This window comes from Streptomyces sp. KPB2, from assembly GCF_003950055.1.
GTDB classification, from domain to species: domain Bacteria; phylum Actinomycetota; class Actinomycetes; order Streptomycetales; family Streptomycetaceae; genus Streptomyces; species Streptomyces salinarius.
In genome coordinates this window covers 5,519,865-5,545,123 of the sequence record NZ_CP034353.1, presented here as the reverse complement: position 1 = coordinate 5,545,123, position 25,259 = coordinate 5,519,865, and the positions used below count along the sequence as shown (strand labels likewise).

The window sequence follows — 25,259 nt, the reverse complement described above, 5'->3', positions numbered from 1 at the left end:
CGGCCAACTGTGCCGATTCCGGGCGTCTTCGACACTCCTCCCTCGGTCTACGGCACCGTGACTTCGGTAGGCCGCGCGGCGTCGAAGGTCAGCCGGTGCCGATGCCCGGCGTCACCAGGCCCGACTCGTAGGCCACGATGACGAGTTGGGCCCGGTCCCGCACCTCCAGCTTGCCCATGATGCGGCTGACGTGGGTCTTCGCGGTGAGCGGGCTCAGGCCCAGGGCTTCGGCGATCTCCGTGTTGTTGAGGCCCCGGGCCACCAGGGTGAGGACCTGGCGTTCCCGGTCGGAAAGGCAGTCGGGGCCCGATCCGGACGGGTGGAGCGCCGACGGGCTGCGCAGGAAGCGCTCGATCAGGCGGGCCGTCGGGCCGGGCGACAGGAGCGCGTCGCCCGCCGTCACCGTGCGGATGGCGTCCAGGAGTTCGGCGGGCCTCGTGTCCTTGACCAGGAATCCGGAGGCGCCCGCGTGCAGTGCGTCGACGACGTTCTCGTCGGTGTCGTAGGTGGTGAGGACCAGCACCTTCACACCTGCCAGGTCCTCGTCGGCGGCGATCAGCCGGGTCGCCTCGATGCCGTCCAGGTCGGGCATGCGTACGTCCATGACGACCAGGTCGGCGCGCTGGGTGCGGGCCAGCTCCACGGCTTCGCGCCCGGTGCCCGCCTCGCCGACCACCTCCATGTCGGGGGCCGAGGCCACGAGCAGGGCGAACGCCGCCCGGACGAGGTTCTGGTCGTCCGCCAGCAGCACGCGAATCGTCATGCGGTTCTCTCCGAGGTGATCGTCGTGGTCGTCGTCGTGGTCGTCGTCAGGGGCGTGGCGGGGGTCGGCAGTACGGCCGTCACCTCGAAGCCGTCGGTGCCCCGGCGCGGCCCGGCGTCGAGTGTGCCCCCGACGCTGCGGGCCCGCTCCCGCATGCCGACGAGGCCGAAGCCGGGGGTGCCGGACGGGTCGGGGCCGGTGCCGTCGTCGGTGACGGAAAGGCGCAGGGCGCCCGGCCCGGCGTGCACCTCGACCCGGACGGACGGCTTCGGCCCGGCGTGCCGTACGACGTTGGTCAGCGCCTCCTGCGTGATGCGGTAGACGGCGGCGCCGACCGCCGGCGGGACGTCGTCGGCGTCCACCGACAGGTCCACGTGTGCTCCGGCCGTCCGGGCGCTCCGCGCCAGGTCGGACAGGCCGCTCAGGCCGGGCAGCGGGCCGCGGGCGTCGGGTACGGCGGCGGCGTCCTGCGCCCTGAGTACTTCGAGGGTGGTGCGCAGTTCGCCGCGTGCCGAGCGGCAGGTCTCGGCGATGTCGTCGAGGGCCTTGGCGACGGCCGCGCGGTCCAGGCGTTCGGGGTCGGCGGTCAGGACGTGGGCGGCGACGGAGGTCTGCACGCCGATGAGGGTGATGCTGTGTGCGAGGAGGTCGTGCAGGTCCCGGGCGACGCGCAGGCGTTCCTCGGCGACGCGGCGCCGGGCCTCCTCCTCGCGGGTGCGTTCGGCACGTTCGGCGCGGTCCACGATGGCGGCGACGTACTGGCGGTAGTAGCGGATGTCGATGCCGCAGAAGAGAATGGCGATCACCCAGCCGGAGATGCGGAGCAGTTCGAGGGCCTGGTGGGTGTTGACGGTGAGCATGATGCTGACCGACACGGTGAGGACCGCGACGCCGGTCACGACGGTGCGCAGGGGGCGGCCGGTGACGGCCAGGGTGTACAGGGCCACGTAGGAGGCGGGGCCGATCGCGGTGTGGTTGTTGTCCATCGCGTGGTAGGGCACGACCAGGACCATCAACACCGCGAGCACCAGCAGCGGACGGCGCCGCCGCCACACGATCGGGACGTGGGCGGCGACCAGCAGCGTCCAGCCGAGGGCGTCCGGGCGCTGGGCCTCGTGGGTGAGGAGCGCCAGACAGACGGCGCCGGTGAGGAGGACCGCGGCGAGCACGGCGTCGTTGCGGGTGCCGTGCGGGGCGGTGCGCGGGTCGCGGTTGATGGCGGCGATGATCCGCTCGCCGACGCGGGGGCGGGACGCGGCCTCGGTGGTGGGGTGCACGCGTCCATACTCCGTGACCCGCGCGCCCCACCGGGAGGGGAGGGGCGCGCTCCGGTCGTCCGGCACCTCAGACACCGACGGTTTCCCGCACGCCGCCGTCCGGCGAGGACGGTCCGGGCTCCCGGGACAGCCGCCCCGGCCACCACACCCGGCGCCGCAGGGCGACGCTGGCGCTGGTGACCAGGTAGGTGCGGACCAGGAAGGTGTCGAGCAGGACGCCGACCGCGATGACGAAGCCCAGCTCGACGAGCTGCACCATCGGCATGCTGGTGAGCACGGCGAAGGTGGCCGCGAGGACCAGCCCGGCCGAGGCGATGACGCCGCCGGTGGTGCGCAGCGCGGACAGGGCCGCCTCGGTGGGTTCGGCCCCGTGCAGGGCCTCCTCGCGCATCCGGTGCATCAGGAAGATGCCGTAGTCGACGCCGAGGGCGACCAGGAAGACGAAGGAGAGCAGGCCGAGCCCGGGGTCGGTGCCCTCGAAGCCGAAGAGGGGGTCGAAGACGAGGCCGCCGATGCCGAGGGCGGCGCCCCACACGGCGACGACGGCGGCGACCAGGATCAGCGGCGCGACCAGGGAGCGCAGCAGCACGGTGAGGATCAGCAGCACCGACAGCAGCACGATCGGTACGACGATGACGGTGTCCCGCGCGTTGGTGTCCTCAAGGTCGATCTGCTGGGCGCTGGGACCGCCGACGTAGGAGCCGTCGAGCTTGTCGCGCAGTTCCTCGATGGTGGCGGTCTCGGCGGCCGACTGGGGCGGCGTGGAGGCCAGGACGGTCAGCTCGGTCCACCCGTCGCCGCTGCGGCCGGCCTCGGCGCTCTCGACTCCCTCGGTGGAGCGGATCTCGGCGAGCGCGGCGCCGGCGCGGTCGGTGGGGCTGATGACGGTGATCGGCTGGGTGCCGGACTCCGGGAAGGCGTCGGCGAGGGTCTCCATGGCGGCGATCGCGTCGGGGCGGGTGGTGAAGGAGTCCTCCTGCTTGATGCTGCCGGGCAGGGCGAACGTGCCCAGCGCGAGGGCGCCGAGCAGGACGGCGCCGCCCACCAGGACGGTGCGGGGCCGGCGTTCGGCGGAGCTGCCCATCGCGGCGAACAGCGAGCGGCGGGCCTTGGGCGTGCTGCCGTAGCGGGGCACCAGCGGCCAGAAGACACGGCGGCCGAGCAGCACCAGCAGCGCGGGCAGCAGCGTCAGCATGGCGGCCAGCGCGCACAGCACCCCGACGGTGCCGAGGGGGCCCATGCCCCGGCTGGAGTTGAGGTCGGCGGCGAGCAGGCACAGCAGGCCGGCGGCGACGGTGCCGGAGGAGGCGAGCACGGCGGGCCCGCAGCCGCGCAGGGCGGCGAGCATGGCGTCGTACGGCCGCTCGACGCGGCGCAGTTCCTCGCGGTAGCGGGAGACCAGCAGCAGCGCGTAGTCGGTGCCGACGCCGAAGACGAGGATGGTCATGATGCCGCTGCTCTGGCCGGAGACGGCGGTGCCGAAGACCTGGTTCAGGCCGTAGGCGACGCCCATGGAGAGGTAGTCGGCCATTCCGGCGACGGCGAGCGGGACGAGCCACAGGAAGGGGCTGCGGTAGATGAGGATCAGGAGGACGGCGACCACGGCGGCGGTGGTGTAGAGCAGCGGGCCGTCCAGGGAGTTGTAGACCTCGGAGGCGTCGGTGGCGAGCGCGCCCGCCCCGCCCACCTCGACGCTGAGCCCGTCGCCGCCCTTCGCGACGTCCCGTACGTCGTTGACGAGTGCGTCGCGGGCCTTCTCGTCCGTGCCGGGTTCGGTGGAGGCCACCGGGTACATGAGGGTGGTGCCGTCCTTGGACGGGATGCCCGCGGGACGCCCGGTGAGTTCGTGCGCGCCCGCGATCTCGGCGACCTGCCCGGCGGCGGTCTTCTTGTCGGCGGCGGTCAGTCCGCCGTCCCGGTGGTAGACGAGGACCATCTCGGTGGCCTCGCCGCCCGGCAGCCGCTCCTGGATCTTGGCGACCTGCGTCGAGTCGGCGCTCGCGGGCAGGTAGTCGACGGCCCGGTCGCGCTGCACGTCGCCGAGTTTCGCCGCGAACGGCGAGGCGATCGCCAGCACGGCGATCCACAGTCCGAGCACCAGCCAGGGCACGGCCCGCCGCCGCCCCGCGCCTGTCGTCGTGGCCCCCATCTGACGGGCCTCCCTCCGGTGGGTGTCTGGGTAGACCTCCACACTTCCGCCCCCCACACCCCGCCGCGTCGGACGTGAGACCGACCCTGCGACTACTGCCCGGGGTGACGCGGGGGGTTCGTTACTCCCGGGGGAGTACGGCGGGCGGCCCGGGGGCAGGGCCCACCTCCCGGTTGACCGCGGGAACGGCGTGCAGGATGAGCTGGTCGCGGATGCGCTGCACCAGGGCCTGCCACTGCCGGGTGAAGCCGGGGCGCTCCTCCAGCGGGTCCCACAGCGCGGCCAGTTCGCGGCCGACCCGGGCGCCGGGCATCCACAGGTGGAGCAGGTGGTCGACGGCCGGGCGCAGCGTCCGTACGACGGTGGCGGCGTCCTGGGCGGCTCCGGCGCCGAGACGGAGGCCGTCGAGCATGCGGACGACGGTGGTGAGCAGCCAGTCGTGCAGGGCGAGGTCGTCGCAGAGCGCGGCCAGTTCGGTGCCGGAGGTGCCCTCGGGCACGCGCAGGCGCACGGTGCGCAGTTCGTCCTCGGCGAGGGTGAACCGTTCCAGCGAGGGGCCCTCGCCGGGTGGGGCGGGCAGCGCCGCCCAGCGCAGCCGGGTGGGGCGGGAGCGGAAGGGCGGGCGCTGGTCGAGCAGGGGGTGGCGCAGCACGCGGGTGAGCAGGCCGTCGGCGACGAGTCCGACGTCGAGGTCGCCTTGGCGGGGGCCGCCGAGGACGCCCTGGGCGACGGCCTCGTGCGGGAGTCTGCCGAGCGGTTCGACGACGCCGGGCCGCACCAGGTACTCGCCCCAGGGCCGCCGCCGGTCGGGTCCGGTGCCGGGCAGGCGGCAGTGCGCGGAGGTCTGCAACACGCGGCCCTCGGTGAGCGCGGCGTGGGCGGTGACGGTGCCGACGGCGCGGACGCGGGCGCCGTTGACGCTGGGCAGGGGGCAGTCGACGCCGGTGAGGGTGTCGGGGGAACGCGCGTAGAGGCCGGGGCGTTCGGAGAGCAGGACGCGTTCGCCGGCGCGCAGGCCGAGGAGCTGGGCGGCGGAGCGGCTGTCGAGGGCCTGCCGGGCGGGCAGCAGGCAGGTGCGGATCTCGCCGCAGGCGAGGACGGCGGGCGGGGTGCTCTGCCGCGGCGCCATGTCAGGGCCCCGAGTAGTACACGTAGGAGATGCGGTCGGCGACCGAGTCGGGGACGGGCATGCGTTCCTTCCCGGAGCGGTCGGCGACCTGCGCCAGTGCTCCCGGGTCGACCTCGACCTGGTCGAGGATCACACGGACGGCGTGTTCGACGGGGAGGAAGCGGGTGGGCAGGACGGAACAGGTGCGGTAGGCGGCGAAGGGGTCCGCGCGGTCGTGGAGCTTCAGCAGGGTGGGCAGATCGTCCCACCGGTCGGGGAAGCCACCGGGGGTGTGGGGCTGGGGGACGAGGACGGCCTCGCCCTCGTTGCGCAGGAGTCCGAGGCGGGCGAGCTGCCAGACGGCGGCGAGGAAGGGGCAGGACCACAGGCGCTGTCCGTCGGCGTCGTCGCTCCACAGCTCCACGTCGAGGAAGACGGAGTGGCGGCGGGCGGCGGTCTCGTGCGGGGGCTGCCAGGGCACGGCCCGTTTCATGGCCTGCGGGGCGCGGGCGACGGGGCTGCGTTCACCGTTGGCGAGCCAGCCGGTCTGCGCGGCGGGCGGACGCAGGCCGTAGCTGCCGGGCGGCGGGGACTCGACGATGCGGGCGGCCACCGCCTCGGCGACGGGGATCTTGCCGGTGACGGCGCAGCCGGACTCGCGGGCCAGGTAGTCGACGGTCAGTCCGGCCCGCTCGGCCTCCGCGAGGAGCATGGGGACGACCTCGGCGGGGGTGGAGAAACGGGTGAAGTAGTCGTCGATGAGGAAGCAGGTGCTGATGCGGGGCCGCTTGCCGCCGGACCGGGCGGTGGCGGCGGTACGGGCCGCCTCCACCCAGGGCCGTACTTCGGCGAAGTGCGCGCGCAGCCGCTCCGGGCCGGCCTCGAAGTCCTCCATGTAGAGGTGGCCGAGCTCCACGGAGAGGTGGGCCAGCGGCACGGACCGCGTGCCCGGCTCGGCGGCGGTCTCGCGGAACACGCCGTCCCTCACAGACACATCAGCTCCCTGCGTTCCGTGGCCGAAGGACTCTTGGAGACCTGTGTCGATCGGTAACATACAAGCCCGGAGACTCAGGCTGACCGGAATGGACGAACATGCCCGCATGGTCCACCAGGAAGGCCGACGCTTCCGACCGGGCCCGGCTGCAATCGCTGCTGATGGACTCGTGTGCCGCGGCCGCCATCCCTTCCTCCGGCCGACTGGACACCGCCGTGGCGCGCGGCTTGGTCCGAGTCGCGGAAACCGACGGCGTGTTGACGGGCTGCCTCGTGGCCGAGGCACCGTCGGAGGGCCATGTGCGCCTTTCCGTGATAGCGGTGCACCCGGCGAGGCGCCGTCGGGGCGTCGCCGCCCAGCTGCTGGCCGATGCCGTGCGGGACTTCTCCGGCCGGCAGTCCGAGCCGCCGCTCATATCCGTGTTGGCCGATCCCCGGGACACGGCGCTGTCACGGCTCTTCCTGTCGTGCGGCTTCCTGGGCACCAGGCTCATGCGCACCGGTGGTTCCGAGGAGGACGTACGCATTCACTACCAGCACAAGCCACGCATCGCGTATGTGGACCCGGACGCCCGGCATCTCGTCCCGGTGGAGGACCGGGAGCAACTCGCCGAGTCCCTGGCCCCGTCCGACCACGCGGTGACGGCGCTGCTGCCGCTGGGCGGCGGATCGGCGTTCGAGGTGGCCCGGTTCGAACAGGACGATCCGGCCACGCTTCAGTCCGGGGAGGCGGCGGCGGGCATCGCCTTCGCGGGATCCATCCTCGCCGCCATCACCTTCCTCCTCGGCTTCGCCTTCTCGTCGACCCGCTTCCCCGACGACGTGCGTCTGCTCCTCATCGGGGCGACGTTCAGCACGGTGCTCTCCCTGATCGTGTACGCGAGTGCTTCCGGCGAGCTGGCCCGTATCCGCTCCAACTCGTTCGGGAAGGTCATGAAATGGGGCAACGTGCTGTCCGAGTACGGTGGCGTGCTCCCCTTCCTGATCTCCCTTCCCGTGACGTACGCACAGGCCAGCGGGAATCTCTGGACGACGATGGTGCTGGCCGTCGCGCTCAGCGCCGCCATCGCCTGGTACGAACGGTCCGAGTTCTCCATCGCCCACCGCTTCCGACGGAGCCTGGCCGAGCGGGCATTGACGGTGCTCACCGCGGCCTCGCCGGCAGTCGGCGCGGGCCTGGTGGCCGCCGATGCCACCAGTTGGCCGTGGACCACCGTCCTGGTCCTCACCCTTGCGGCCCGCACCTGGCTGTATCTCTTCCACCGGGGGTCCGAGGCCGACATCGCGGAGCGTCGGCAGTGGCGCATCGGTCAGTCACCCGGTTGACCGCACCCGTTCCACCACTTCTCGCGCACAGCCCCAGGAAAGAGTCACTCCGGCCCCACCGTGGCCGTAGTTGTGCACCAGCAGCCCGTCCTCGTGCCGCTCGTCCGTCAGTCGGACGCGCTTGCGCACCGGCCTCAGCCCCACCCGCTGTTCGAGGACCCGGGCACCGGCGAGGGACGGCTCCACGGCAACGCACCGGCGGACGATCTGCTCGGCAGCCCCGTCGTCGAACGTGACGTCCCACTCGCCCCGGCCGGATGTTCCGCCGAGCACCACGGTGTCGGAGTGCGGGTAGATGTAGGTGAGTTGGTCCGCTCCCGGGGTGTCGTCGCAGAAGAACGACGCGATGCCGGGGTTCTCCACCACGACGAGCCGGCCCCGCACCGCCTCGACCTCGGGGTCGTCCACCAGGGCTCGTGCTCCCGTACCGGAGCAGTTGACCACCACCGGTGCCTCACGCATCGCGTCCGCCACCGTCTCGTAGCGATGACGGCGGAACGTGCCTCCCGCCCGAGTGAACCGCCGGGCCAGGTAATCCAGGTAGCGCGGCATGTCGACGACGGGAGCACGGTAGCGCCATCCGGTGACGAAGCCCTGCCTGAGCTCTTCCGGCGTGCACCGGCGCGCGCCGACGGCGCCGGCCCATGTCGGCAGGGGGCAGGGGGTCCTGGACTCCTGGGTCCCCTCCACGATGCGGATCCCCGTGTCGCCGTCGGAGCTCAGGGAGGTGAGTTCCGCCAGGGTCGTCACTGCCCAGCGCTCCACCAGTGCGCGGGGCTCGGCCAGGTAGGGGTCCCACATCGCGCCCGCGGCCGCCGAGGTCGTCTCACCGGGGGCGAGGTCGGCGTCCACCCTCACCCGCATTCCCGACTCCGCGAGACACAGCGCTGTCGTCAGACCTGCGACTCCGGCACCGATCACCACCGCGTTGGCCGACACTGCTCGCCTCCGTCATGAGCGCGGTCGGAACCGGGCGGGTCGGCACCGATTCCCTGATCACCGAGGCTAACCGAACCGTGTCCGGCGGCAAGGAACGGCGCTGCGTCACGGCCGCCCCCAGCAGGAGTCGTCGGTCAGCCGCCGGGCGATCTCCTCCAGCGCCTCGAGGGTCTCCTTGTTCGCCGTCTGGTGGATGAGGACGTCCTCATCCGTGATCAGCTGCTCGCGCCACTGGAGTGTGGGTTCCAGGGGTACGACGCCGAGGACGACGTCGTCGCCGACCCGGTGCTCGGCGGCGAGTCGGCGCAGCGCCTCGTCGCAGGCCCGCATCCAGCCGGACTGGGCGGGCGAGAGCATGGGCCACAGGGGCGAGTCGAGGTCGGGGACCGCCGCTCGTACGAAGCGCAGGGCGGACCGCAGGGCCTCCTCGTGGTGGCCGCGTTCCACCCCGCCTCGGACGATGCCGTGCTCGCCGTGGACCAGTCCGGCGGCGGCGATCACGTGCTGGCGGGTCCAGCGGTGGAAGACGAGCCACCGGAAGACGGTGTGGCGCATCCGGGGGCGGGCGGTGGCGGTGAGCACCATGTCGACGGCGTAGCTGCGGCCGGCGGTGAGGTCCACGACGGTGAGGTCGAACTCTGCGTCGAGCTTCAGCAACAGATCGACGCACCGCTCCAGACCGTCCTCACCGGCGGCGATCTCGCCGCCTCCGATGTCGCCGGGGAACAGGACGAGACGACCGGAGCGGGCGGGGCGGGAGTGCGGCGAAGTGCGCTCGGTCCGCCGCCAGACGTCGATCCTGGCCGGCTCGGCCGTCTCGCCCTCCAGGTAGGAATGCAGACCGCGCTCTCCGGTGCCGCGCGGGGCGTCGGCCACGTCGAAGACGGCGGGGACGGTCGGCGAGCCCAAGTCGAGATCCAGGTAGGCGACATGGTCGCCGCCCAGCGCGCGACGGTAGGCGAGGTTCGCACTGGTCACCGAGCGTCCCGTGCCCCCTTTGTCGGAGGCGGCGAAGACGAGCACGGCTCACGCCTCCCGGGTTGCCGCGAGGGCGGGGCCGTGGTGGGGCCCGGCGTGGCCGCGCGGGAACCGGGAGGGTGTGGTGATCAGGTGCGCCTCCGTACGTCGAACCGAGACCACGGCGCGGCGGCGTCGCGGGCCGTGGACGGGGGAATCACGACGGCGTCCCCGCCGACTCCAGGAGGCGGGTGACGTCGTCGGAGCAGAGGGTCAGGGCCGCGCCGACCGTGGCCAGGGCGTCGCGTTCGGCGGGGGTGTAGGGGCCGTCGGCCAGGGCGATGCGGGCGCCCTGGAGGAGGATCGACTCGCGGCCGACGGCGGCGAGGTGCGGGGCCAGCGGGTCCAGGGCCTCGTGCAGTTCTATCGCCAGGCCCGGCACGCAGGGTTCGCCGCGGACCCGGCCGGTGTCCGCCTCCAGGGCCTCGACGAGCGCGTTCAGCCGGTCCTCGGTGCAGTCGTCGAAGCCGGCCGCGCGCACCGCCACGGCGGCGGTCTCCAGAGAGGTGCGGGAGCAGGTGCCGCCCGCGGTCAGGACCGCGAGGGCGACGGTGTGGACGGCGTCGCGGAGCATCGCGGAGAAGCGGGTGGTGGTCGGGTGGTCGAGGACGTCGGTGCCGTAGTGGCGGCGGCAGGCCGCGCACTCGACGGCCGGCGCCGACTCGCCGCGCGGCAGCACGGGCACGCCGAGCACGGTGAAGCGGCGGTGGCCGGTGAGCCGGGTGTAGTTGCGGTCGCCGCCGCAGCCGGGGCAGAAGAACTCGCCGTCGCCCACGGGTGTCCACGCGGTGCGGGTGCCCAGGATGCGTGGCAGCCGGACAGCTCGGCTGGTTCGTCCCCGTCCAGGCAGCACGTCGCACCTCCGTAACGGCGCGACAGCATCGTCGCGCTGGCGTGATGTTAGCCACATCACCGACGTGGAGTCAGTACCCGGGACGAGACCTTTTCGTGACCATCACAGATATATGGCCGGTATATGACGGGGCCCCGCCCGCCGTTTTCCGGCGAGCGGGACCTCAAACCACTGATTCGGCTGGTCAGCGCGCCGCGCGGTTGACGGCGGAGACGACGGCCTTCAGCGAGGCGCGCGTGGTGTTCGCGTCGATTCCGATGCCCCACAGCACCTTGTCGCCGATGGCGCACTCGATGTAGGAGGCGGCCTGCGCGGAGGCGCCCTCGCTCATCGTGTGCTCCTGGTAGTCCAGCAGCCGTACGTCGATGCCGACGCCCTGCAGCGCGTGGAAGAACGCCGAGATCGGGCCGTTGCCGGTGCCGACCAGGGTGGTCTCCTCGCCGTCGACCGTGGCGTCGACGGTGAGGGTGTCGACGCCGTCGCGGTCGGTCGTGGTCTGCCCGTTGGCGACCTGGATGCGGCCCCAGGGGTTGTCCGGGTTGGGCAGGTACTCGTCCTGGAAGACGTCCCAGATCGCGGTCGGGGTGATCTCGCCGCCCTCGGCGTCCGTCTTGGCCTGGATGATCTTCGAGAACTCGATCTGCATCCGGCGCGGCAGGTCCAGGCTGTGGTCGTTCTTCAGGACGTAGGCGATGCCGCCCTTGCCGGACTGCGAGTTGACGCGGATGACCGCCTCGTAGGAGCGGCCGACGTCCTTGGGGTCGATCGGCAGGTAGGGGACGGCCCACTCGATGTCGTCGACGGTGACCCCGCGAGCCGCCGCGTCGGCCTCCATCGCGTCGAAGCCCTTCTTGATGGCGTCCTGGTGGGAGCCGGAGAAGGACGTGTAGACCAGGTCGCCCACGTACGGGTGGCGCGGGTGGACCTCCATCTGGTTGCAGTACTCCCACGTGCGACGGATCTCGTCGATGTCGGAGAAGTCGATCTGCGGGTCGACGCCCTGGGAGAACAGGTTCATGCCCAGCGTGACCAGGTCGACGTTGCCGGTGCGCTCGCCCTGCCCGAACAGGCAGCCCTCGATGCGGTCGGCGCCGGCCATCAGCGCCAGTTCGGCCGCCGCCACCGCCGTGCCGCGGTCGTTGTGCGGGTGGACGGACAGGCAGACGTGCTCGCGGCGGGACAGGTTGCGGCCCATCCACTCGAAGCGGTCGGCGTGCGTGGACGGGGTGGAACGCTCCACGGTGGCGGGCAGGTTGAGGATGATCTCGCGGCCGGGGCCGGGCTGGTAGGTGTCCATCACCGCCTCGCAGACCTCCAGGGCGAAGTCCAGCTCGGTGTCGGTGAAGATCTCCGGCGAGTACTGGTAGCCGAACTCCGTCTCCGGGCCCAGCAGTTTCTCGGCGTACTCCATGACCAGGCGGGTGCCGTCGACCGCGATCTGCTTGATGTCGTCGCGCGAGCCGCGGAAGACGACCCGGCGGAAGACCGGCGCGGTCGCGTTGTACAGGTGGACGGTGGCCCGCCTGGCGCCCTTCAGGGACTCCACCGTGCGCTCGATCAGGTCCTCGCGGGCCTGGGTCAGTACGGAGATGGTGACGTCGTCCGGGATGGCGTCCGGGTCCTCGATGATGGACCGTACGAAGTCGAAGTCGGTCTGGCCGGAGGCCGGGAAGCCGACCTCGATCTCCTTGTAGCCCATCTTGACCAGCAGGTCGAACATGGCGCGCTTGCGGACCGGCGACATGGGATCGATCAGGGCCTGGTTGCCGTCGCGCAGATCGGTGGAGAGCCAGCGGGGAGCGGTGGTGATCCGCTGGTCGGGCCAGGTGCGGTCGGCGATGTCGACCTGGTCGTAGCCGCGGTACTTGGCGGTCGGCATGGGGCTGGGCTGCTGGCGGTTGGCCATGATGGCGTGGGCTCCTCGTGATGTCCGCGGATCTCGGCGGTGTCCGCGTCGTCCGCGTGTCCGGAAGGACGGCCGACGGCACCACCAAGCTCCGCGGGGAGGGAGTCGGCCTCTACAGGCCCTCGCCGCGGCAGCTAAGGAGAAGCAGCCCGAATCGCATGATGCCCAGCACCTTAGCCGAGTCACGCGGGTCACGCGGGTCCGTATCAGTATGCGGGACCGAGGCCGGAACCGGGACAAAAAGTGCCGTATACCACTCGTGGCCGGATCGCGGGGCCACCTTGGCGCCGTCGTGCACCAATCGTGGTTGCGGGTGGTGACAGCACGGTCACACAGTGCGAAAGTGCCGGACATGACGACATACGGGGGCTTCCAGCCCGTCTTCTGCACCATCGTGCCGCCCCACGTGCTCGACCGGCTCGCCCAGCACGCGGATCCCGTGCTCGCCGGGCCCGCCCGGCGCACGCTCCAGCGCGACGCCCTGGAGCGCACCCGCCGCGGTCTGACCACGGTCATCGGCGCCCCCTCCGTGGCCCCGCTCGCCGGCGCCGAGCCCGGGAAGCCGCAGCGCACGATCTACGACGCCCGGCACGGCACCGACCTGCCGGGCCGCAAGGTGCGCGGCGAGGGCGACGAGCCCGGCCAGGACGCCACCGTGAACCGCGCCTACGCGGGCCTGGGCGCCACCTTCGAGCACTACCTCACGGTGTACCGGCGCGACTCCATCGACGGCGCCGGACTGCCGCTGGACGCGACCGTGCACTACGACCGCGAGTACAACAACGCGTTCTGGAACGGCGAGCAGATGGTCTTCGGCGACGGGGACGGGGAGATCTTCCTCGACTTCACCGTGGCCCTGGACGTGATCGGCCACGAGCTGACCCACGGCGTCACCCAGCACACCGCCAACCTGACCTACTACGGCCAGCCCGGCGCGCTCAACGAGTCGGTGTCGGACGTCTTCGGCTCCCTCATCAAGCAGTACGCGCAGGGCCAGACCGCCGCCGAGGCCGACTGGCTGATCGGCGCCGGGCTGCTCGCACCCCGCGTGACCGGCGAGGCCCTGCGCTCCATGAAGGCGCCGGGCACGGCCTACGACGACGACGTGCTCGGCAAGGACCCGCAGCCCGCGACGATGGACGACTTCGTGCGCACCGGCCGGGACAACGGCGGCGTGCACATCAACTCCGGCATCCCCAACCACGCCTTCTACCTCCTCGCCACCGCGCTCGGCGGGCACGCCTGGGAGCGCGCCGGGCAGATCTGGTACGACGTGCTGACCGGCGGCGAGCTGGCCCAGGACGCGCTGTTCGCGGACTTCGCGACGCTGACCCTGAAGGCCGCCCGGGAGCGCTACGGCGACGCGGACGAGCTGGAGGCGGTGCGCAAGGCCTGGGAGCAGGTCGGGGTGCGGACGCTGTAGTTCCGTACTAGACACGGGTCCATGCGGATTCAGGTGAGGCGCACAGGAGGCTTCGCGGGCATCGAACGCCACGCGGAGGTCGACACGGCGGGACGCCCCGACGCGGGCGAGTGGCACGCCCTGGCCGAGCGGGCGGTCGCCGACGGCCGGACCACCCCGCCGGTCGGGGTGCCGGACGGGTTCAGCTACCAGCTCACCGTGGACGGGCGGACGGTGTACGCCGCCGACCCCCGGCTCACCGACGAGCAGCGGGCGCTGATCTCGCGGGTACTGAAGGAGGGCGCGTAACGCCGCCCGCGTGCACGGGCGTTGACTTCGCTCACCGCGGGTACGGATGATCCGCGCATGGCGACTGACGACGCACTGCCGACGCAGCCGATGCCGCGGTTCCCGGACGGCTTCCTGTGGGGCGTGTCCACGTCCGCGCACCAGATCGAGGGCGCGGCCGGACTGCGGGGGCCGTCCGTGTGGGACGCCTTCACGGCCGAGCCCGGGCGGGTGAAGGACGGCTCGACGGCGGCCGTGGCCTGCGACCACTACCACCGCTACCGCGAGGACGTCGCCCTGCTCGCGGACCTCGGCGTGGACGCCTACCGCTTCTCGGTCTCCTGGCCCCGGGTGGACTCCCCCGGCGGCCTCGACTTCTACGACCGCCTGGTGGACGAGCTGTGCGCGGCGGGCGTGCGGCCGGTGCCGACCCTCTTCCACTGGGACCTGCCGGCCGGCCTCGACTGGCTGGAGCGGGACACGGCGGCCCGGTTCGCCGCGTACGTGTCGGTCGTCGCGGGGCGCCTCGGCGACCGGGTCGGCAAGTGGATCACCCTCAACGAGCCCGCCGAGCACACCCTGCTCGGCCACGCCCTGGGCACCCACGCCCCCGGCCGGAAGCTGCTGTTCGACGCGCTGCCGACCGCCCACCACCAGCTGCTCGCACACGGGCTCGCGGTACGGGCCCTGCGCGCGGCCGGGGCCACGGACGTCGGCATCGCCAATTCGCACGGCCCGACCTGGCCCGCCTCCGACGACCCGGCGGACCGGGAGGCGGCGGAGTTCTACGACCTCCTGCTGAACCGGATGTTCGCCGACCCGCTCCTCACGGGGCGGTACCCGGAGGGCATCGGCGATCTCATGCCGGGTGATGTGGCGGCCGACCTGGAGATCATCGCCGAGCCCCTGGACTGGTACGGCGTGAACTACTACGCGCCGACGCGGGCGGGCGCCCCGCAGGGTGCCGAGATCGAGTTCGGCGGGGTGACGCTCCCGGCCGAACTGCCCTTCTCGGTGCGCGAGATCGAAGGGCGGCCGCTGACGGACTTCGGCTGGCCGGTCGTCCCCGAGGGACTGACGGAGCTGCTCACCGGCTTCCGCGAGCGCTACGGCGACCGCCTCCCGCCGGTCGTGATCACGGAGAACGGCTGCTCCTACGAGGGCCTCGACGACCGCGACCGCATCGCCTACCTCGACGGGCACGTGCGCGCCCTGCACCGGGCGATGGAGGCGGGCGTGGACGTGCGCGGTTACTTCGTGTGGTCACTCCTGGACAACTTCGAGTGGGCCGAGGGGTACGCCCGCCGCTTCGGACTGGTCCACGTGGACTTCGGGACGCTCCGGCGCACGCCCAAGGCGTCGTACGGCTGGTTCCGGGATCTGCTCGCCGAGCAGCGGCGGGTACCGGTCGGATAAACGACTCGGTGCTGTGGACGGGGAGTCGTACGCTGGAGTCAGCAGACACACCCGTCACGCGGCGCACGCCGCAGAGGAGGACGAGCAGGCCTAGAGCGCCGGCCCATGACTCAGACACCCTCAGCCCACACCCCCGCGCAGGGGCAGGCGAGAGCACAGATCACCGTCCCCGCCCAGCACCCGATGGTGACCGTTCTGGGCTCCGGAGACTCCCTCCTGCGCGTGATCGAGAAGGCCTTCCCGGCGGCCGACATCCACGTCCGGGGCAATGAGATCAGCGCCGTCGGTGACACGCATGAGGTCGCCCTCGTACAGCGCGTGTTCGACGAGATGATGCTGGTGCTGCGCACCGGGCAGCCGATGACGGAGGACGCAGTGGAACGCTCGATCGCCATGCTCAAGGCGAGCGAGAACGGGGAGAGCGACGGCCAGGAGACCCCGGCCGAGGTGCTCACGCAGAACATCCTGTCCTCGCGCGGCCGCACGATCCGCCCCAAGACGCTGAACCAGAAGCGGTACGTCGACGCGATCGACAAGCACACCATCGTCTTCGGCATCGGCCCCGCGGGCACCGGCAAGACCTACCTGGCGATGGCCAAGGCGGTGCAGGCCCTGCAGTCCAAGCAGGTCAACCGCATCATCCTGACCCGCCCGGCGGTCGAGGCCGGCGAGCGGCTCGGCTTCCTGCCGGGCACGCTGTACGAGAAGATCGACCCGTATCTGCGCCCGCTGTACGACGCGCTGCACGACATGCTCGACCCGGACTCGATCCCGCGGCTGATGGCGGCCGGGACGATCGAGGTCGCCCCGCTGGCGTACATGCGCGGCCGCACGCTGAACGACGCCTTCATCATCCTGGACGAGGCGCAGAACACCAGCCCCGAGCAGATGAAGATGTTCCTGACCCGGCTCGGCTTCGACTCGAAGATCGTGATCACGGGTGACGTGACCCAGGTCGACCTGCCCGGCGGCACGAAGTCGGGTCTGCGGCAGGTGCAGGACATCCTGGAGGGCGTCGAGGACGTCCACTTCTCCCGGCTGACGTCGCACGACGTCGTCCGGCACAAGCTGGTGGGCCGTATCGTCGACGCCTACGAGCAGTACGACAGCAGGAACGGCACCGAGAACGGCGGCCACAACGGCGGCCGGACACCCAGACACGGTGCCAAGGCCAAGGGGAAGTAGACCAGCACGACCATGTCGATCGACGTCAACAACGAGTCCGGAACCGAGGTCGACGAGCAGGCGATCCTCGACATCGCCCGCTACGCGCTCGCGCGGATGCGCATCCACCCGCTCTCCGAGCTCTCGGTGATCGTCGTGGACGCCGGCGCCATGGAGCAGCTGCACATCCAGTGGATGGACCTGCCGGGCCCCACCGACGTGATGTCCTTCCCGATGGACGAGCTGCGTCCGCCGTCCAAGGACGAGGAGGAACCGCCGCAGGGGCTGCTCGGCGACATCGTGCTCTGCCCGGAGGTCGCCACCAAGCAGGGCGCGGAGGCGGCGACGCAGCACTCCATGGACGAGGAGCTCCAGCTCCTGACCGTCCACGGGGTGCTGCACCTGCTCGGGTACGACCACGAGGAGCCCGACGAGAAGGCCGAGATGTTCGGTCTGCAGGCCGCCATCGTGGACGGCTGGCGTGCGGAGCGGGGCCTGACCGGTCCGTCCCCGGCCCCGACGGTCTCATGAGTCTCCCGCTCGTCGCCGGCGCCGTCGCCCTGGTGGTGGTCGCCTGGCTGGCCGCGTGCGCGGAGGCGGGGCTCGCGAGGGTCTCCAGCTTCCGCGCCGAGGAGGCGGTACGGTCCGGGCGCCGGGGCGGCGAGAAGCTCGCCCAGGTCGCCGCGGACCCGACGCGCTACCTCAACGTGGCGCTGCTGGTCCGCGTCGCCTGCGAGATGGCGGCCGCAGCGCTGGTCACGTACGGCTGTCTGAGACAGTTCGACGGCACCGGCGAGGCGCTGATCATCGCCATCGCGGTGATGGTGCTGCTCTCCTACGTCGCCGTCGGGGTCTCCCCGCGCACCATCGGCCGCCAGCACCCGCTGAACACGGCGACCGCGGCGGCGTACGTACTGCTGCCGCTGGCCCGGATCATGGGCCCGATCCCCTCGCTGCTCATCCTCATCGGCAACGCGCTCACCCCCGGCAAGGGCTTCCGCCGGGGCCCCTTCGCCTCGGAGGCGGAGCTGCGGGCGCTGGTGGACTACGCCGAGGCGGAGTCGCTGATCGAAGCCGAGGAGCGCCGCATGGTGCACTCGGTGTTCGAGCTGGGCGACACGCTGGTGCGGGAGGTCATGGTGCCGCGCACCGACCTCGTGGTCATCGAGCGCTACAAGACCATCCGGCAGGCCCTCACCCTCGCCCTGCGCTCAGGTTTCTCCCGGATACCGGTGACCGGCGACAGCGAGGACGACATCGTCGGCATCGTCTACCTGAAGGACCTGGTCCGCAGGACGCACATCAGCCGGGACGCGGAGAGCGACCTCGTGTCCACCGCGATGCGCCCGGCGTCCTTCGTGCCGGACACCAAGAACGCCGGTGACCTGCTGCGCGAGATGCAGAAGGAGCGCAACCACGTCGCCGTCGTCATCGACGAGTACGGCGGCACGGCCGGCATCGTCACCATCGAGGACATCCTCGAGGAGATCGTCGGCGAGATCACCGACGAGTACGACCGGGAGCTGCCGCCGGTGGAGGAGCTGGGCGGGGACCGCTTCCGGGTCACCGCCCGCCTGGACATCGGCGACCTGGGCGAGCTGTACGGCCTGGACGAGTACGACGACGAGGACGTGGAGACGGTCGGCGGCCTGCTCGCGAAGGCGCTGGGCCGGGTCCCGATCGCCGGGGCCTCGTCGATCGTGGAGCTGCCCGACGGCCGTGAGCTGCGGCTGACGGCGGAGGCCGCGGCGGGCCGCCGGAACAAGATCGTGACGGTGCTGGTGGAGCCGGTCGCCGCGGAGAAGCCGGCTTCGGCCGAGGAGGCCGTGTCGGAATGACCCCCGGGGAACTGCGCGGCTTCTGTCTCTCCTTCAACGCCGCGGTGGAGGACTTCCCCTTCAGCCCGGAGATCTCGGTCTTCAAGGTGCTGGGGAAGATGTTCGCGCTCACCTCGCTGGACGGGCGCCCGCTCACCGTCAACCTCAAGTGCGACCCGGACGACGCGATCCGGCTGCGGCGCGAGCACCCGGGCCTGATCGTCCCGGGCTGGCACATGAACAAGCGGCACTGGAACACGGTGACGGTGGCCGGCGGACCGGACGGAGGACGGCTCCCGGACCGCGTGGTCCGGGAGCTCGTGGAGGACTCGTACGACCTGGTCGTCGCCGGTCTACCGCGCGCCGACCGGCTCCGCCTCGACCGTCCCTGAGCCCGCCGTCCGGTTGCCACGCAGCCCCACCGCGACCAGTACGGCCGCCGCCAGCACGATCGCCGCGTCCAGGACCAGCACCGTGTGGACGCCGGAGCGCAGGTCCGCGGCGGTGGTGGCGAGCACGCCGAGCAGCGGGATGCCGACGGTGATGCCGACCTGCTGGGTGGAGGTGACCAGGCCGGTCGCCAGTCCCTGCTCCTCGTCGGGGACGCCGGAGGTGACGGTCAGGCCGTAGGAGATGATCGCGCCCAGGTGGCACATGCTGGCCAGGGACACGGCGGCGGTGGCGAGCAGCACCGACCAGCCGCCCTCCCCCAGGGCCAGCAGGGACAGGCCGAGGGTCCCCTGCCCGGCGAGCGCGCCGACCAGGGTGCGGCGGGCGCCGAAGCGGCCGATGACGCGGGGGGCGAGGGAGCCGGCCACCACCGACAGCACGCCCTGCACGCCGAAGACCAGACCGGTCTCGAAGGCGCTCAGGCGCAGGATCTCCTGCAAGTACAGGGTGAGCACGAAGACGATCGTCGACATCATCGAGAAGGTGACCAGTCCGCCCAGGTTGCCCCAGGCCACCGTGCGGCGGCGCAGCATCGGCAGCGAGACGAGCGGCGCGGCGGTGCGCGACTCGACGGCCACGAACGCGGCCAGGAGCAGCAGGCCCGCGACGAGGGTGACGACGACGTCGGTACGGCCGAAGCCGTGCTCGGCGGCCGTGGTCAGGGCGTAGATGAGGGAGAGCAGGCCGCCGGTGACGGTGACCGCGCCGGGGACGTCGAGGCGGGGCCGCTCCGGGGTCCGCGACTCGGGCAGCAGACGGGGCGCGAGGGGCAGCACGATCAGGGCGAACAGGGCGAGCAGGCCCATGGTGGAGCGCCAGCTCAGCAGGTCGGTCAGGACGCCGCCGGCCACCATGCCGACGGTGAAGCCGAGCGAGAGCAGGGTGCCGGAGATGCCGAGGGCGCGGTCGCGGGCGGGGCCCTCGGGGAAGGTCGTGGTCAGCAGGGACATGCCGGTCGGGACGATGGCCGCCGCGCCGAGCCCCTGGAGGGCGCGTCCGGCGAGGAAGGAGGCCGGGTCCCAGGCGAGCGTGGCCAGCAGGGAGGCGGCGCCGAAGAGCGCGAGCCCGGCCAGGAAGAGCCGGCGGCGGCCGTAGAGGTCGCCCATGCGGCCGAAGAGCAGCAGAAACCCGCCGGACGGCAGCGCGAACGCCGTGACCGCCCACTGGAGGGCGGAGGTGCTCATGCCGAGGTCCGCGCCGAGCACGGGCAGGGCGACGTTCAGGACGGAGAAGTCGAGCGCGACCATGAACTGGGCCGCGCAGAGCACGAACAGGACGAGCCGGTCGCGGGCCGAGAGCCGCGGGGCGGCCTGCTGTCCGGCCGCGGGGGCCGGGGTGGAAGTCGGGGTGGTGTCGATCGCCATGGACATGAGCCTCGGGCCCCCGGAATAGTTGTGGGGAGACGCCGATTGTCCTGGTGGTGCCACCACCAGGCACCGGGATGATCGGGATGACTACGGGGGGAGTACGTACGTGCCGGACGTGATCACGCGGGCGGAGGCGTCGTCGGGCCGGGACCGGCGCCGCAGTGAGCTGCGGGAGTTCCTGATGAGCCGGCGGGCGCGGGTGTCCCCGGCCGAGGTCGGTCTGCCGGACGGCGGGGCGCGGCGGCGGACGCCGGGGCTGCGCCGCGAGGAGGTGGCCGTGCTCGCCGGGGTGGGCGCGTCCTGGTACCAGTGGCTGGAGCAGGGCCGCGACATCTCCGTCTCCCCGCAGGTCCTGGACGCGGTGGGCCGGGTGCTGCGGCTCAGCAACGCCGAGCGCCGCCACCTGTACGTGCTGGCCGGGCTGAACCCGCCCGCCGCCGAGGTGGAGCCGGCCAAGCGGGACATGTGCGAGGGACTGCGGCGGCTGATCGACACCTGGATGCCGTATCCGGCGCACATCATGGACCGGTACTACAACTGCGTGCTGTACAACGACGCGGCCGCGATGGTGCTGGGCATGCGGCCCGAGACGACGTGGAACTGCATCCTCGACTTCTTCACCGACCCGCTGTACCGCTCCCGCGCCCGCAACTGGGAGCACAACGCGCGCACGGTCGTCGCCCAGTTCCGCGCGACCTGCGCGGCCAATCCGGACGACGAGGGGTTCCAGCAGGTGCTGGCCGATCTGAGGGAGGCCAGTGCCGAGTTCGCCGCGCTGTGGGAGGAGCGGGACATCGAGGACGCGGGGCAGATCCGCAAGGAGCTGGACCACCCGCTGGTCGGCCTGCTGAGCCTGGAGTCGACGGCGCTCCAGGTGCCCGCGCGGCCGGACCTGACGATCGTGCTGCACACACCGCTGGACGAGGCGAACACGGCGGCGAAGCTGGAGTGGCTGGCCTCGCCGGAGGGCCGGCGCGGGGCGATGTACCCGGTGGCGGGATGAGGGCGGGCCGGTGTCCGGGCGGGAGCGGACCGGTGCCGGGGCGAGCGGACCGGCGCCCGGCGGGGCTACGTATGCTCACCCCATGACCACCGAGACCCCCGGCCTCGACCCCGAGGACCGCAAGATCGTCACCCTGGCCCGCTCGGCCCGCGCCCGCAACGGCGTCTCCGAGGGCGCCGCCGTACGCGACGAGACCGGCCGCACGTACGTCGCCGGGACCGTCGCCCTGGACTCCCTGCGGCTCAGCGCGTTGCGCACGGCGGTGGCGATGGCGGTGGCGTCCGGTGCGAAGTCCCTGGAGGCGGCGGCCGTGGTGACCGAGTCGCAGTCGGCGTCGGCGGAGGACCGGGCGGCGGTGCGCGACCTGGGCGGCCCGCAGACGCCGGTGCTGGTGGCCTCGCCCGACGGGACGGTGCGGGAGACGGTCAGCGCGGGCTGACGCTCGCGGGCCCGGCGGGCGACCGTGGTACGGCGGGGCTTCGGGGATCAGGGACAATGGGCGCCATGAGCGTTCGTACCCAGTCATCCGAAGAACCGGCCGAGGCTGTTCACCGGGCCGGCTTCGCCTGCTTCGTGGGCCGCCCCAACGCGGGCAAGTCCACCCTCACGAACGCTCTGGTCGGGCAGAAGGTGGCGATCACGTCCAACCGCCCGCAGACCACCCGGCACACGGTGCGGGGCATCGTGCACCGCGAGGACGCCCAGCTGATCCTGGTGGACACCCCGGGGCTGCACAAGCCGCGCACGCTGCTGGGCGAGCGGCTCAACGACGTGGTGCGCACCACGTGGGCCGAGGTGGACGTGATCGGCTTCTGCCTGCCGGCCAACGAGAAGCTGGGCCCCGGTGACCGCTTCATCGCGAAGGAGCTGGCGGGGATCAAGAAGACCCCGAAGATCGCGATCGTCACCAAGACCGACCTGGTGGACTCCAAGGCCCTGGCCGAGCAGCTGATCGCCGTCGACCAGCTGGGCAAGGAGCTGGGCATCACCTGGGCGGAGATCGTCCCGGTGTCCGCCACGACCGACCAGCAGGTGGACCTCCTGGCCGACCTCCTCACCCCGCTGCTGCCCGAGGGCCCCGCGCTCTATCCCGAGGGCGACCTGACCGACGAGCCCGAGCAGGTCATGGTCGCGGAGCTGATCCGCGAGGCCGCGCTGGAGGGCGTACGGGACGAGCTGCCGCACTCCATCGCGGTGGTCGTCGAGGAGATGCTCCCGCGCGAGGACCGCCCGGCGGACAAGCCCCTCCTCGACATCCACGCGAACGTCTACATCGAGCGCCCCAGCCAGAAGGGCATCATCATCGGCCCCAAGGGCAAGCGCCTGAAGGACGTCGGCATCAAGTCCCGCAAGCAGATCGAGGCGCTCCTCGGCACCCCGGTCTTCCTGGACCTGCACGTGAAGGTCGCCAAGGACTGGCAGCGCGACCCGAAGCAGCTGCGACGGCTCGGGTTCTGAGGCGCCCCGGCGGCGCCCGTGGTCAGGGCGTCGGGGGGCGGTAGCCGATGGTGGGGACCGCGCGGCGCAGGGGCCAGGGTGCCACCAGGTCGTCCGGGACCAGGCCGGCCAGGAAGGCGTAGCGGCTGAGGGCCGCCGGGTCCTGGTCGTCCAGCGACTGGACCTTGCGCCACCAGGTGGCGATCTCGCACCAGCCCGGTGCCGACAGCGAGCCGCCGAACTCCTGGACGGAGAGCGCGGCGGTCAGGCCCGCGAAGGCCAGGCGGTCGGCCAGCGGCCAGCCGGCCAGGGTGCCGGTGACGAAGCCGGCCACGAAGACGTCCCCGGCGCCGGTCGGGTCCAGGGCCTCCACCTCGATGGCGGGGACCTCGGCGCTCTCCCCCGTGCGCCGGTCGACCGCGTAGGCGCCGTCCGCGCCGAGGGTGACCACGGCGAGCGGCACGTGCTCGGTCAGGGCGTGCGCGGCGGCGCGGGGGCAGCCGGCGCCGGTGTAGCGCATGGCCTCCTCCGCGTTGGGCAGGAAGGCCTCGCAGTGCGCGAGGTCGGGCAGCGCGGCCAGGTCCCAGGCGCCGGTGTCGTCCCAGCCCACGTCGGCGAAGACCCGGGTGCCGCGGGCGGCGGCCTGGGCGATCCAGGGGGCGCGGACGCCGGGCGTGAGGGAGGCGACGGCGGCACGGGCCCGGGGCGGGCAGTCGGGCGACGGCTCCTCCGGCGGCGGCTCGTGACCGTGGGAGACCATCGTGCGCTCCCCCTCGTACGCCATCGAGACCGTCACCGGCGAGTGCCAGCCGGGCACGGTGCGGGACGGGGACAGGTCGATGCCCTCGCCCTGGGCGAGCGCGTCCCAGCAGTAGTCGCCGTAGTGGTCGTCGCCGAACGCGGCGGCCAGCGAGGTGCGCAGGCCGAGGCGGGCCAGCGCGGTCGCCATGTTGGCGATGCCGCCCGGGCTCGACCCCATCCCCCGGGCCCAGGACTCGGTCCCGCGCACCGGGGCGGAGTCGAGCCCGGTGAAGATCACGTCGAGGAAGACGGTGCCGGTCAGGTACACGTCCCACGGCGGGTCCTGCGGTGTGCGCAGGCCGGCGAGGGGATCGACCTGGGGATGGCGGTGCGATCCCTCGGGCGGGACGTGGCGGTGCGTTCTCTCGTCGGCCGGCATGACGGGCACGCCGGGCACGTCGGTGGACACGGTGGACGCTGTCACGGTGCGCTCCCTGGCATGGTGCGGACCCCGCCAGTGTGCACCACGCCACCGACGGTGCGGTGGTGCCGGCCGCCGTGGTGTCACGCCGGGGCGGGCCCCGGGTCCGCGCGCCGGGCCGCCCCCGGAGTGGACTCCGGCGCCGGGGCGGCGGGTGCCTTCGCCGGGCGGGTGCGCACCCGGTCGTTGCGCCCGCCGCCGCGCACCAGCAGGACGCTCAGCGCGGCCAGGAAGCCCAGGACGGTGAGGCCGACCAGGCCGCCCTTGGTCGAGCCGGTCGAGTCCTCGATGATGCCGAACGCGGTGGGGGCGACGAACCCGCCGAGGTTGCCGATGGAGTTGATCAGCGCGATGCCGGGGGCCGCGGCCCGGGCGTCCAGGTAGCTCTGCGGGATCGTCCAGAAGACCGGGGAAGCCGGTTTGAAGCCCATCGCGGCCAGGCACAGCGCGCCGAGCCCCACCCAGGGCGAGACGAACACGGCGAGGAGGGTGCCGCAGCCGCCGAGCAGGAGCAGGACCACCAGCACGGGCCTGCGCCTGCCGATGCGGTCGGAGACCCGGCCGCTGACGAACAGGGCGACCAGCGCGCACAGCCACGGCACGGCGGTCAGCAGCCCGATGGCGAAGTAGATCCACAGGAAGAGCAGCATCTGGGGGTCGGCGAGCAGCTTCCAGCGGGAGACCCTGGCCGCCTTCTCCCCGCGCCGCGCGTCCCGTTCCTCCTGCTCGGCGTCGACGGCCGCGACCAGGCCGGACTTCTCCTCGTCGGTCAGCCATGTCGCCTGTTCGACGCCCGAGTCGAGGAAGCGGTAGACGACGAAGCCGAGCACGACGGAGAAGACGCCCTCGACGAAGAACATCCACTGCCAGCCCGCGTGGCCCCAGATCCCGTGCATCTCCATCAGCGCGCCCGAGATCGGGCCGACGATGACGGTGGCGGTGCCCGAACCCATCAGGAAGATCGACGTGGCCCGGCCCCGGTGGGAGTCGGGGAGCCAGCGGCTGAAGTAGTAGATGACGGCCGGGAAGAAGCCCGCCTCGGCGACGCCGAGCAGGAAGCGCAGGGCGTAGAACATCTCCACGCTGTTGACGAAGGCCATCGCGGTGGCGACGACACCCCAGCTGATCATGATGCGGGTGAGCCACACCTTGGCCCCGAACCGCTCTGTTTGTGCGGCTAACCCGCCGCCGCTCTCGCGGAGGTGGTTGCGCGCCGTCGGGGTCCTCAATTGATGGTTGCGGTCACAGCCGCACACCGCGCGGCTCCGGCCCTATGTACCCACGCCAGTGCCCAGCCACCACAGATGCCGGCCACGCAGCAGCCTTGCCCACGGTGTCCGGGCATGAAGGTGCACCACCTCG

At 72.3% G+C, this 25,259-nt stretch carries 23 protein-coding genes; 11 read left to right on the top strand and 12 right to left on the bottom strand.

Annotated features, from left to right (window positions below; genetic code table 11):
- Window positions 1-88: 88 nt before the first annotated feature.
- From D1J63_RS24925 to D1J63_RS24905, 5 genes are all read right to left on the bottom strand, one after another.
- Window positions 89-763 (bottom strand): response regulator transcription factor, encoded by a 675-nt coding sequence (locus D1J63_RS24925; RefSeq protein ID WP_164712964.1) that lies wholly within the window; start codon window positions 761-763, stop codon window positions 89-91.
- On the bottom strand, window positions 760-2,040 hold the full coding sequence (locus tag D1J63_RS24920; RefSeq protein ID WP_164712963.1) for a histidine kinase: 1,281 nt from the start codon (window positions 2,038-2,040) through the stop codon (window positions 760-762). The genes D1J63_RS24925 and D1J63_RS24920 overlap by 4 nt, the downstream gene beginning before the upstream one ends.
- Window positions 2,041-2,107: 67 nt before the next feature.
- Window positions 2,108-4,189, bottom strand: a complete 2,082-nt coding sequence (locus D1J63_RS24915; protein WP_125631780.1) for an MMPL family transporter — start codon at window positions 4,187-4,189, stop codon at window positions 2,108-2,110.
- A 121-nt stretch (window positions 4,190-4,310) separates the two neighbouring features.
- The gene (locus D1J63_RS24910; RefSeq protein ID WP_125631778.1) at window positions 4,311-5,318 is read right to left on the bottom strand and encodes an SCO2521 family protein; all 1,008 of its coding nucleotides are present in this window, start codon (window positions 5,316-5,318) and stop codon (window positions 4,311-4,313) included.
- Between the two features lies 1 nt (window position 5,319).
- Window positions 5,320-6,285, bottom strand: coding sequence for an SCO2522 family protein (locus D1J63_RS24905; protein ID WP_164713230.1), 966 nt, complete (start codon window positions 6,283-6,285; stop codon window positions 5,320-5,322).
- A 104-nt stretch (window positions 6,286-6,389) separates the two neighbouring features.
- Between D1J63_RS24905 and D1J63_RS24900 the strand changes: the two genes are divergently transcribed.
- Window positions 6,390-7,616: a GNAT family N-acetyltransferase gene (locus D1J63_RS24900; RefSeq protein ID WP_125631776.1), complete on the top strand. Its 1,227-nt coding sequence runs from the start codon at window positions 6,390-6,392 to the stop codon at window positions 7,614-7,616.
- Here the strand turns inward: D1J63_RS24900 and D1J63_RS24895 are convergent.
- The 4 genes from D1J63_RS24895 to leuA all read right to left on the bottom strand — a co-directional run bounded on the left by D1J63_RS24895 (window position 7,605) and on the right by leuA (window position 12,331).
- Window positions 7,605-8,537 (bottom strand): FAD-dependent oxidoreductase, encoded by a 933-nt coding sequence (locus tag D1J63_RS24895; protein ID WP_309317874.1) that lies wholly within the window; start codon window positions 8,535-8,537, stop codon window positions 7,605-7,607. The genes D1J63_RS24900 and D1J63_RS24895 overlap by 12 nt on opposite strands.
- Before the next feature lie 123 nt (window positions 8,538-8,660).
- Window positions 8,661-9,578 carry an SCO2523 family variant P-loop protein gene (locus tag D1J63_RS24890; protein ID WP_125631772.1) on the bottom strand — a complete coding sequence of 306 codons (918 nt, stop codon included), beginning with the start codon at window positions 9,576-9,578 and terminating at the stop codon, window positions 8,661-8,663.
- A 151-nt stretch (window positions 9,579-9,729) separates the two neighbouring features.
- Window positions 9,730-10,425, bottom strand: a complete 696-nt coding sequence (locus D1J63_RS24885) for a TerB family tellurite resistance protein (protein WP_125631770.1) — start codon at window positions 10,423-10,425, stop codon at window positions 9,730-9,732.
- Between the two features lie 184 nt (window positions 10,426-10,609).
- Window positions 10,610-12,331 (bottom strand): 2-isopropylmalate synthase, encoded by a 1,722-nt coding sequence (leuA, locus tag D1J63_RS24880; RefSeq protein WP_125631768.1) that lies wholly within the window; start codon window positions 12,329-12,331, stop codon window positions 10,610-10,612.
- A 352-nt stretch (window positions 12,332-12,683) separates the two neighbouring features.
- Between leuA and D1J63_RS24875 the strand changes: the two genes are divergently transcribed.
- The 7 genes from D1J63_RS24875 to D1J63_RS24845 all read left to right on the top strand — a co-directional run bounded on the left by D1J63_RS24875 (window position 12,684) and on the right by D1J63_RS24845 (window position 18,810).
- Window positions 12,684-13,754 carry a M4 family metallopeptidase gene (locus D1J63_RS24875; protein WP_102929113.1) on the top strand — a complete coding sequence of 357 codons (1,071 nt, stop codon included), beginning with the start codon at window positions 12,684-12,686 and terminating at the stop codon, window positions 13,752-13,754.
- A 21-nt stretch (window positions 13,755-13,775) separates the two neighbouring features.
- Window positions 13,776-14,042, top strand: coding sequence for a protealysin inhibitor emfourin (locus D1J63_RS24870; protein ID WP_102929112.1), 267 nt, complete (start codon window positions 13,776-13,778; stop codon window positions 14,040-14,042).
- Window positions 14,043-14,099: 57 nt separating this feature from the next.
- A complete protein-coding gene (locus tag D1J63_RS24865; protein ID WP_125631766.1) occupies window positions 14,100-15,437 on the top strand; it encodes a GH1 family beta-glucosidase in 1,338 nt (445 codons plus the stop codon).
- A 105-nt stretch (window positions 15,438-15,542) separates the two neighbouring features.
- A complete protein-coding gene (locus tag D1J63_RS24860) occupies window positions 15,543-16,622 on the top strand; it encodes a PhoH family protein (RefSeq protein WP_061444832.1) in 1,080 nt (359 codons plus the stop codon).
- A gap of 12 nt (window positions 16,623-16,634) precedes the next feature.
- Complete coding sequence (gene ybeY, locus D1J63_RS24855; protein WP_125631764.1) at window positions 16,635-17,132, top strand: rRNA maturation RNase YbeY; 498 nt, start codon at window positions 16,635-16,637, stop codon at window positions 17,130-17,132.
- Window positions 17,129-18,439, top strand: a complete 1,311-nt coding sequence (locus D1J63_RS24850) for a hemolysin family protein (protein WP_102929108.1) — start codon at window positions 17,129-17,131, stop codon at window positions 18,437-18,439. The genes ybeY and D1J63_RS24850 overlap by 4 nt, the downstream gene beginning before the upstream one ends.
- Window positions 18,436-18,810, top strand: a complete 375-nt coding sequence (locus D1J63_RS24845; RefSeq protein ID WP_102929107.1) for an MmcQ/YjbR family DNA-binding protein — start codon at window positions 18,436-18,438, stop codon at window positions 18,808-18,810. The genes D1J63_RS24850 and D1J63_RS24845 overlap by 4 nt, the downstream gene beginning before the upstream one ends.
- Here the strand turns inward: D1J63_RS24845 and D1J63_RS24840 are convergent.
- Window positions 18,772-20,232, bottom strand: coding sequence for an MFS transporter (locus D1J63_RS24840; protein WP_164712962.1), 1,461 nt, complete (start codon window positions 20,230-20,232; stop codon window positions 18,772-18,774). The two genes, D1J63_RS24845 and D1J63_RS24840, sit on opposite strands and share 39 nt — an antisense overlap.
- A 109-nt stretch (window positions 20,233-20,341) precedes the next feature.
- On the opposite strand from D1J63_RS24840, the gene D1J63_RS24835 reads away from it, so the two are divergent.
- The 3 genes from D1J63_RS24835 (at window position 20,342) to era (ending at window position 22,696) form a co-directional block, all read left to right on the top strand.
- Entirely contained in the window at window positions 20,342-21,238 is an 897-nt protein-coding gene (locus tag D1J63_RS24835; RefSeq protein ID WP_164712961.1) for a helix-turn-helix transcriptional regulator, read from the top strand.
- An 82-nt stretch (window positions 21,239-21,320) separates the two neighbouring features.
- Window positions 21,321-21,677, top strand: coding sequence for a cytidine deaminase (locus D1J63_RS24830; protein WP_125631760.1), 357 nt, complete (start codon window positions 21,321-21,323; stop codon window positions 21,675-21,677).
- 65 nt (window positions 21,678-21,742) lie between these two features.
- Window positions 21,743-22,696 carry a GTPase Era gene (gene era / locus D1J63_RS24825; RefSeq protein ID WP_164410384.1) on the top strand — a complete coding sequence of 318 codons (954 nt, stop codon included), beginning with the start codon at window positions 21,743-21,745 and terminating at the stop codon, window positions 22,694-22,696.
- 22 nt (window positions 22,697-22,718) lie between these two features.
- Here the strand turns inward: era and D1J63_RS24820 are convergent, their stop codons facing one another.
- Both D1J63_RS24820 and D1J63_RS24815 read right to left on the bottom strand, forming a co-directional pair.
- The gene (locus D1J63_RS24820; RefSeq protein ID WP_232249583.1) at window positions 22,719-23,855 is read right to left on the bottom strand and encodes a PfkB family carbohydrate kinase; all 1,137 of its coding nucleotides are present in this window, start codon (window positions 23,853-23,855) and stop codon (window positions 22,719-22,721) included.
- Window positions 23,856-23,980: 125 nt separating this feature from the next.
- Window positions 23,981-25,126, bottom strand: a complete 1,146-nt coding sequence (locus tag D1J63_RS24815; protein ID WP_241235604.1) for an MFS transporter — start codon at window positions 25,124-25,126, stop codon at window positions 23,981-23,983.
- Window positions 25,127-25,259: the final 133 nt, after the last annotated feature.

Bases quoted from the DNA above. Each gene is read 5' to 3' on its own strand.
- D1J63_RS24865 (WP_125631766.1), top strand. From the start codon at position 14,100: ATGGCGACTGACGACGCACTGCCGACGCAGCCGATGCCGCGGTTCCCG.
- D1J63_RS24845 (WP_102929107.1), top strand. From the start codon at position 18,436: ATGACCCCCGGGGAACTGCGCGGCTTCTGTCTCTCCTTCAACGCCGCG.
- D1J63_RS24910 (WP_125631778.1), bottom strand. From the start codon at position 5,318: ATGGCGCCGCGGCAGAGCACCCCGCCCGCCGTCCTCGCCTGCGGCGAG.
- era (WP_164410384.1), top strand. From the start codon at position 21,743: ATGAGCGTTCGTACCCAGTCATCCGAAGAACCGGCCGAGGCTGTTCAC.
- D1J63_RS24915 (WP_125631780.1), bottom strand. From the start codon at position 4,189: ATGGGGGCCACGACGACAGGCGCGGGGCGGCGGCGGGCCGTGCCCTGG.
- D1J63_RS24925 (WP_164712964.1), bottom strand. From the start codon at position 763: ATGACGATTCGCGTGCTGCTGGCGGACGACCAGAACCTCGTCCGGGCG.
- D1J63_RS24830 (WP_125631760.1), top strand. From the start codon at position 21,321: ATGACCACCGAGACCCCCGGCCTCGACCCCGAGGACCGCAAGATCGTC.
- D1J63_RS24900 (WP_125631776.1), top strand. From the start codon at position 6,390: ATGCCCGCATGGTCCACCAGGAAGGCCGACGCTTCCGACCGGGCCCGG.
- D1J63_RS24820 (WP_232249583.1), bottom strand. From the start codon at position 23,855: ATGCCGGCCGACGAGAGAACGCACCGCCACGTCCCGCCCGAGGGATCG.
- D1J63_RS24875 (WP_102929113.1), top strand. From the start codon at position 12,684: ATGACGACATACGGGGGCTTCCAGCCCGTCTTCTGCACCATCGTGCCG.
- leuA (WP_125631768.1), bottom strand. From the start codon at position 12,331: ATGGCCAACCGCCAGCAGCCCAGCCCCATGCCGACCGCCAAGTACCGC.
- D1J63_RS24840 (WP_164712962.1), bottom strand. From the start codon at position 20,232: ATGGCGATCGACACCACCCCGACTTCCACCCCGGCCCCCGCGGCCGGA.
- D1J63_RS24870 (WP_102929112.1), top strand. From the start codon at position 13,776: ATGCGGATTCAGGTGAGGCGCACAGGAGGCTTCGCGGGCATCGAACGC.
- D1J63_RS24860 (WP_061444832.1), top strand. From the start codon at position 15,543: ATGACTCAGACACCCTCAGCCCACACCCCCGCGCAGGGGCAGGCGAGA.
- ybeY (WP_125631764.1), top strand. From the start codon at position 16,635: ATGTCGATCGACGTCAACAACGAGTCCGGAACCGAGGTCGACGAGCAG.
- D1J63_RS24850 (WP_102929108.1), top strand. From the start codon at position 17,129: ATGAGTCTCCCGCTCGTCGCCGGCGCCGTCGCCCTGGTGGTGGTCGCC.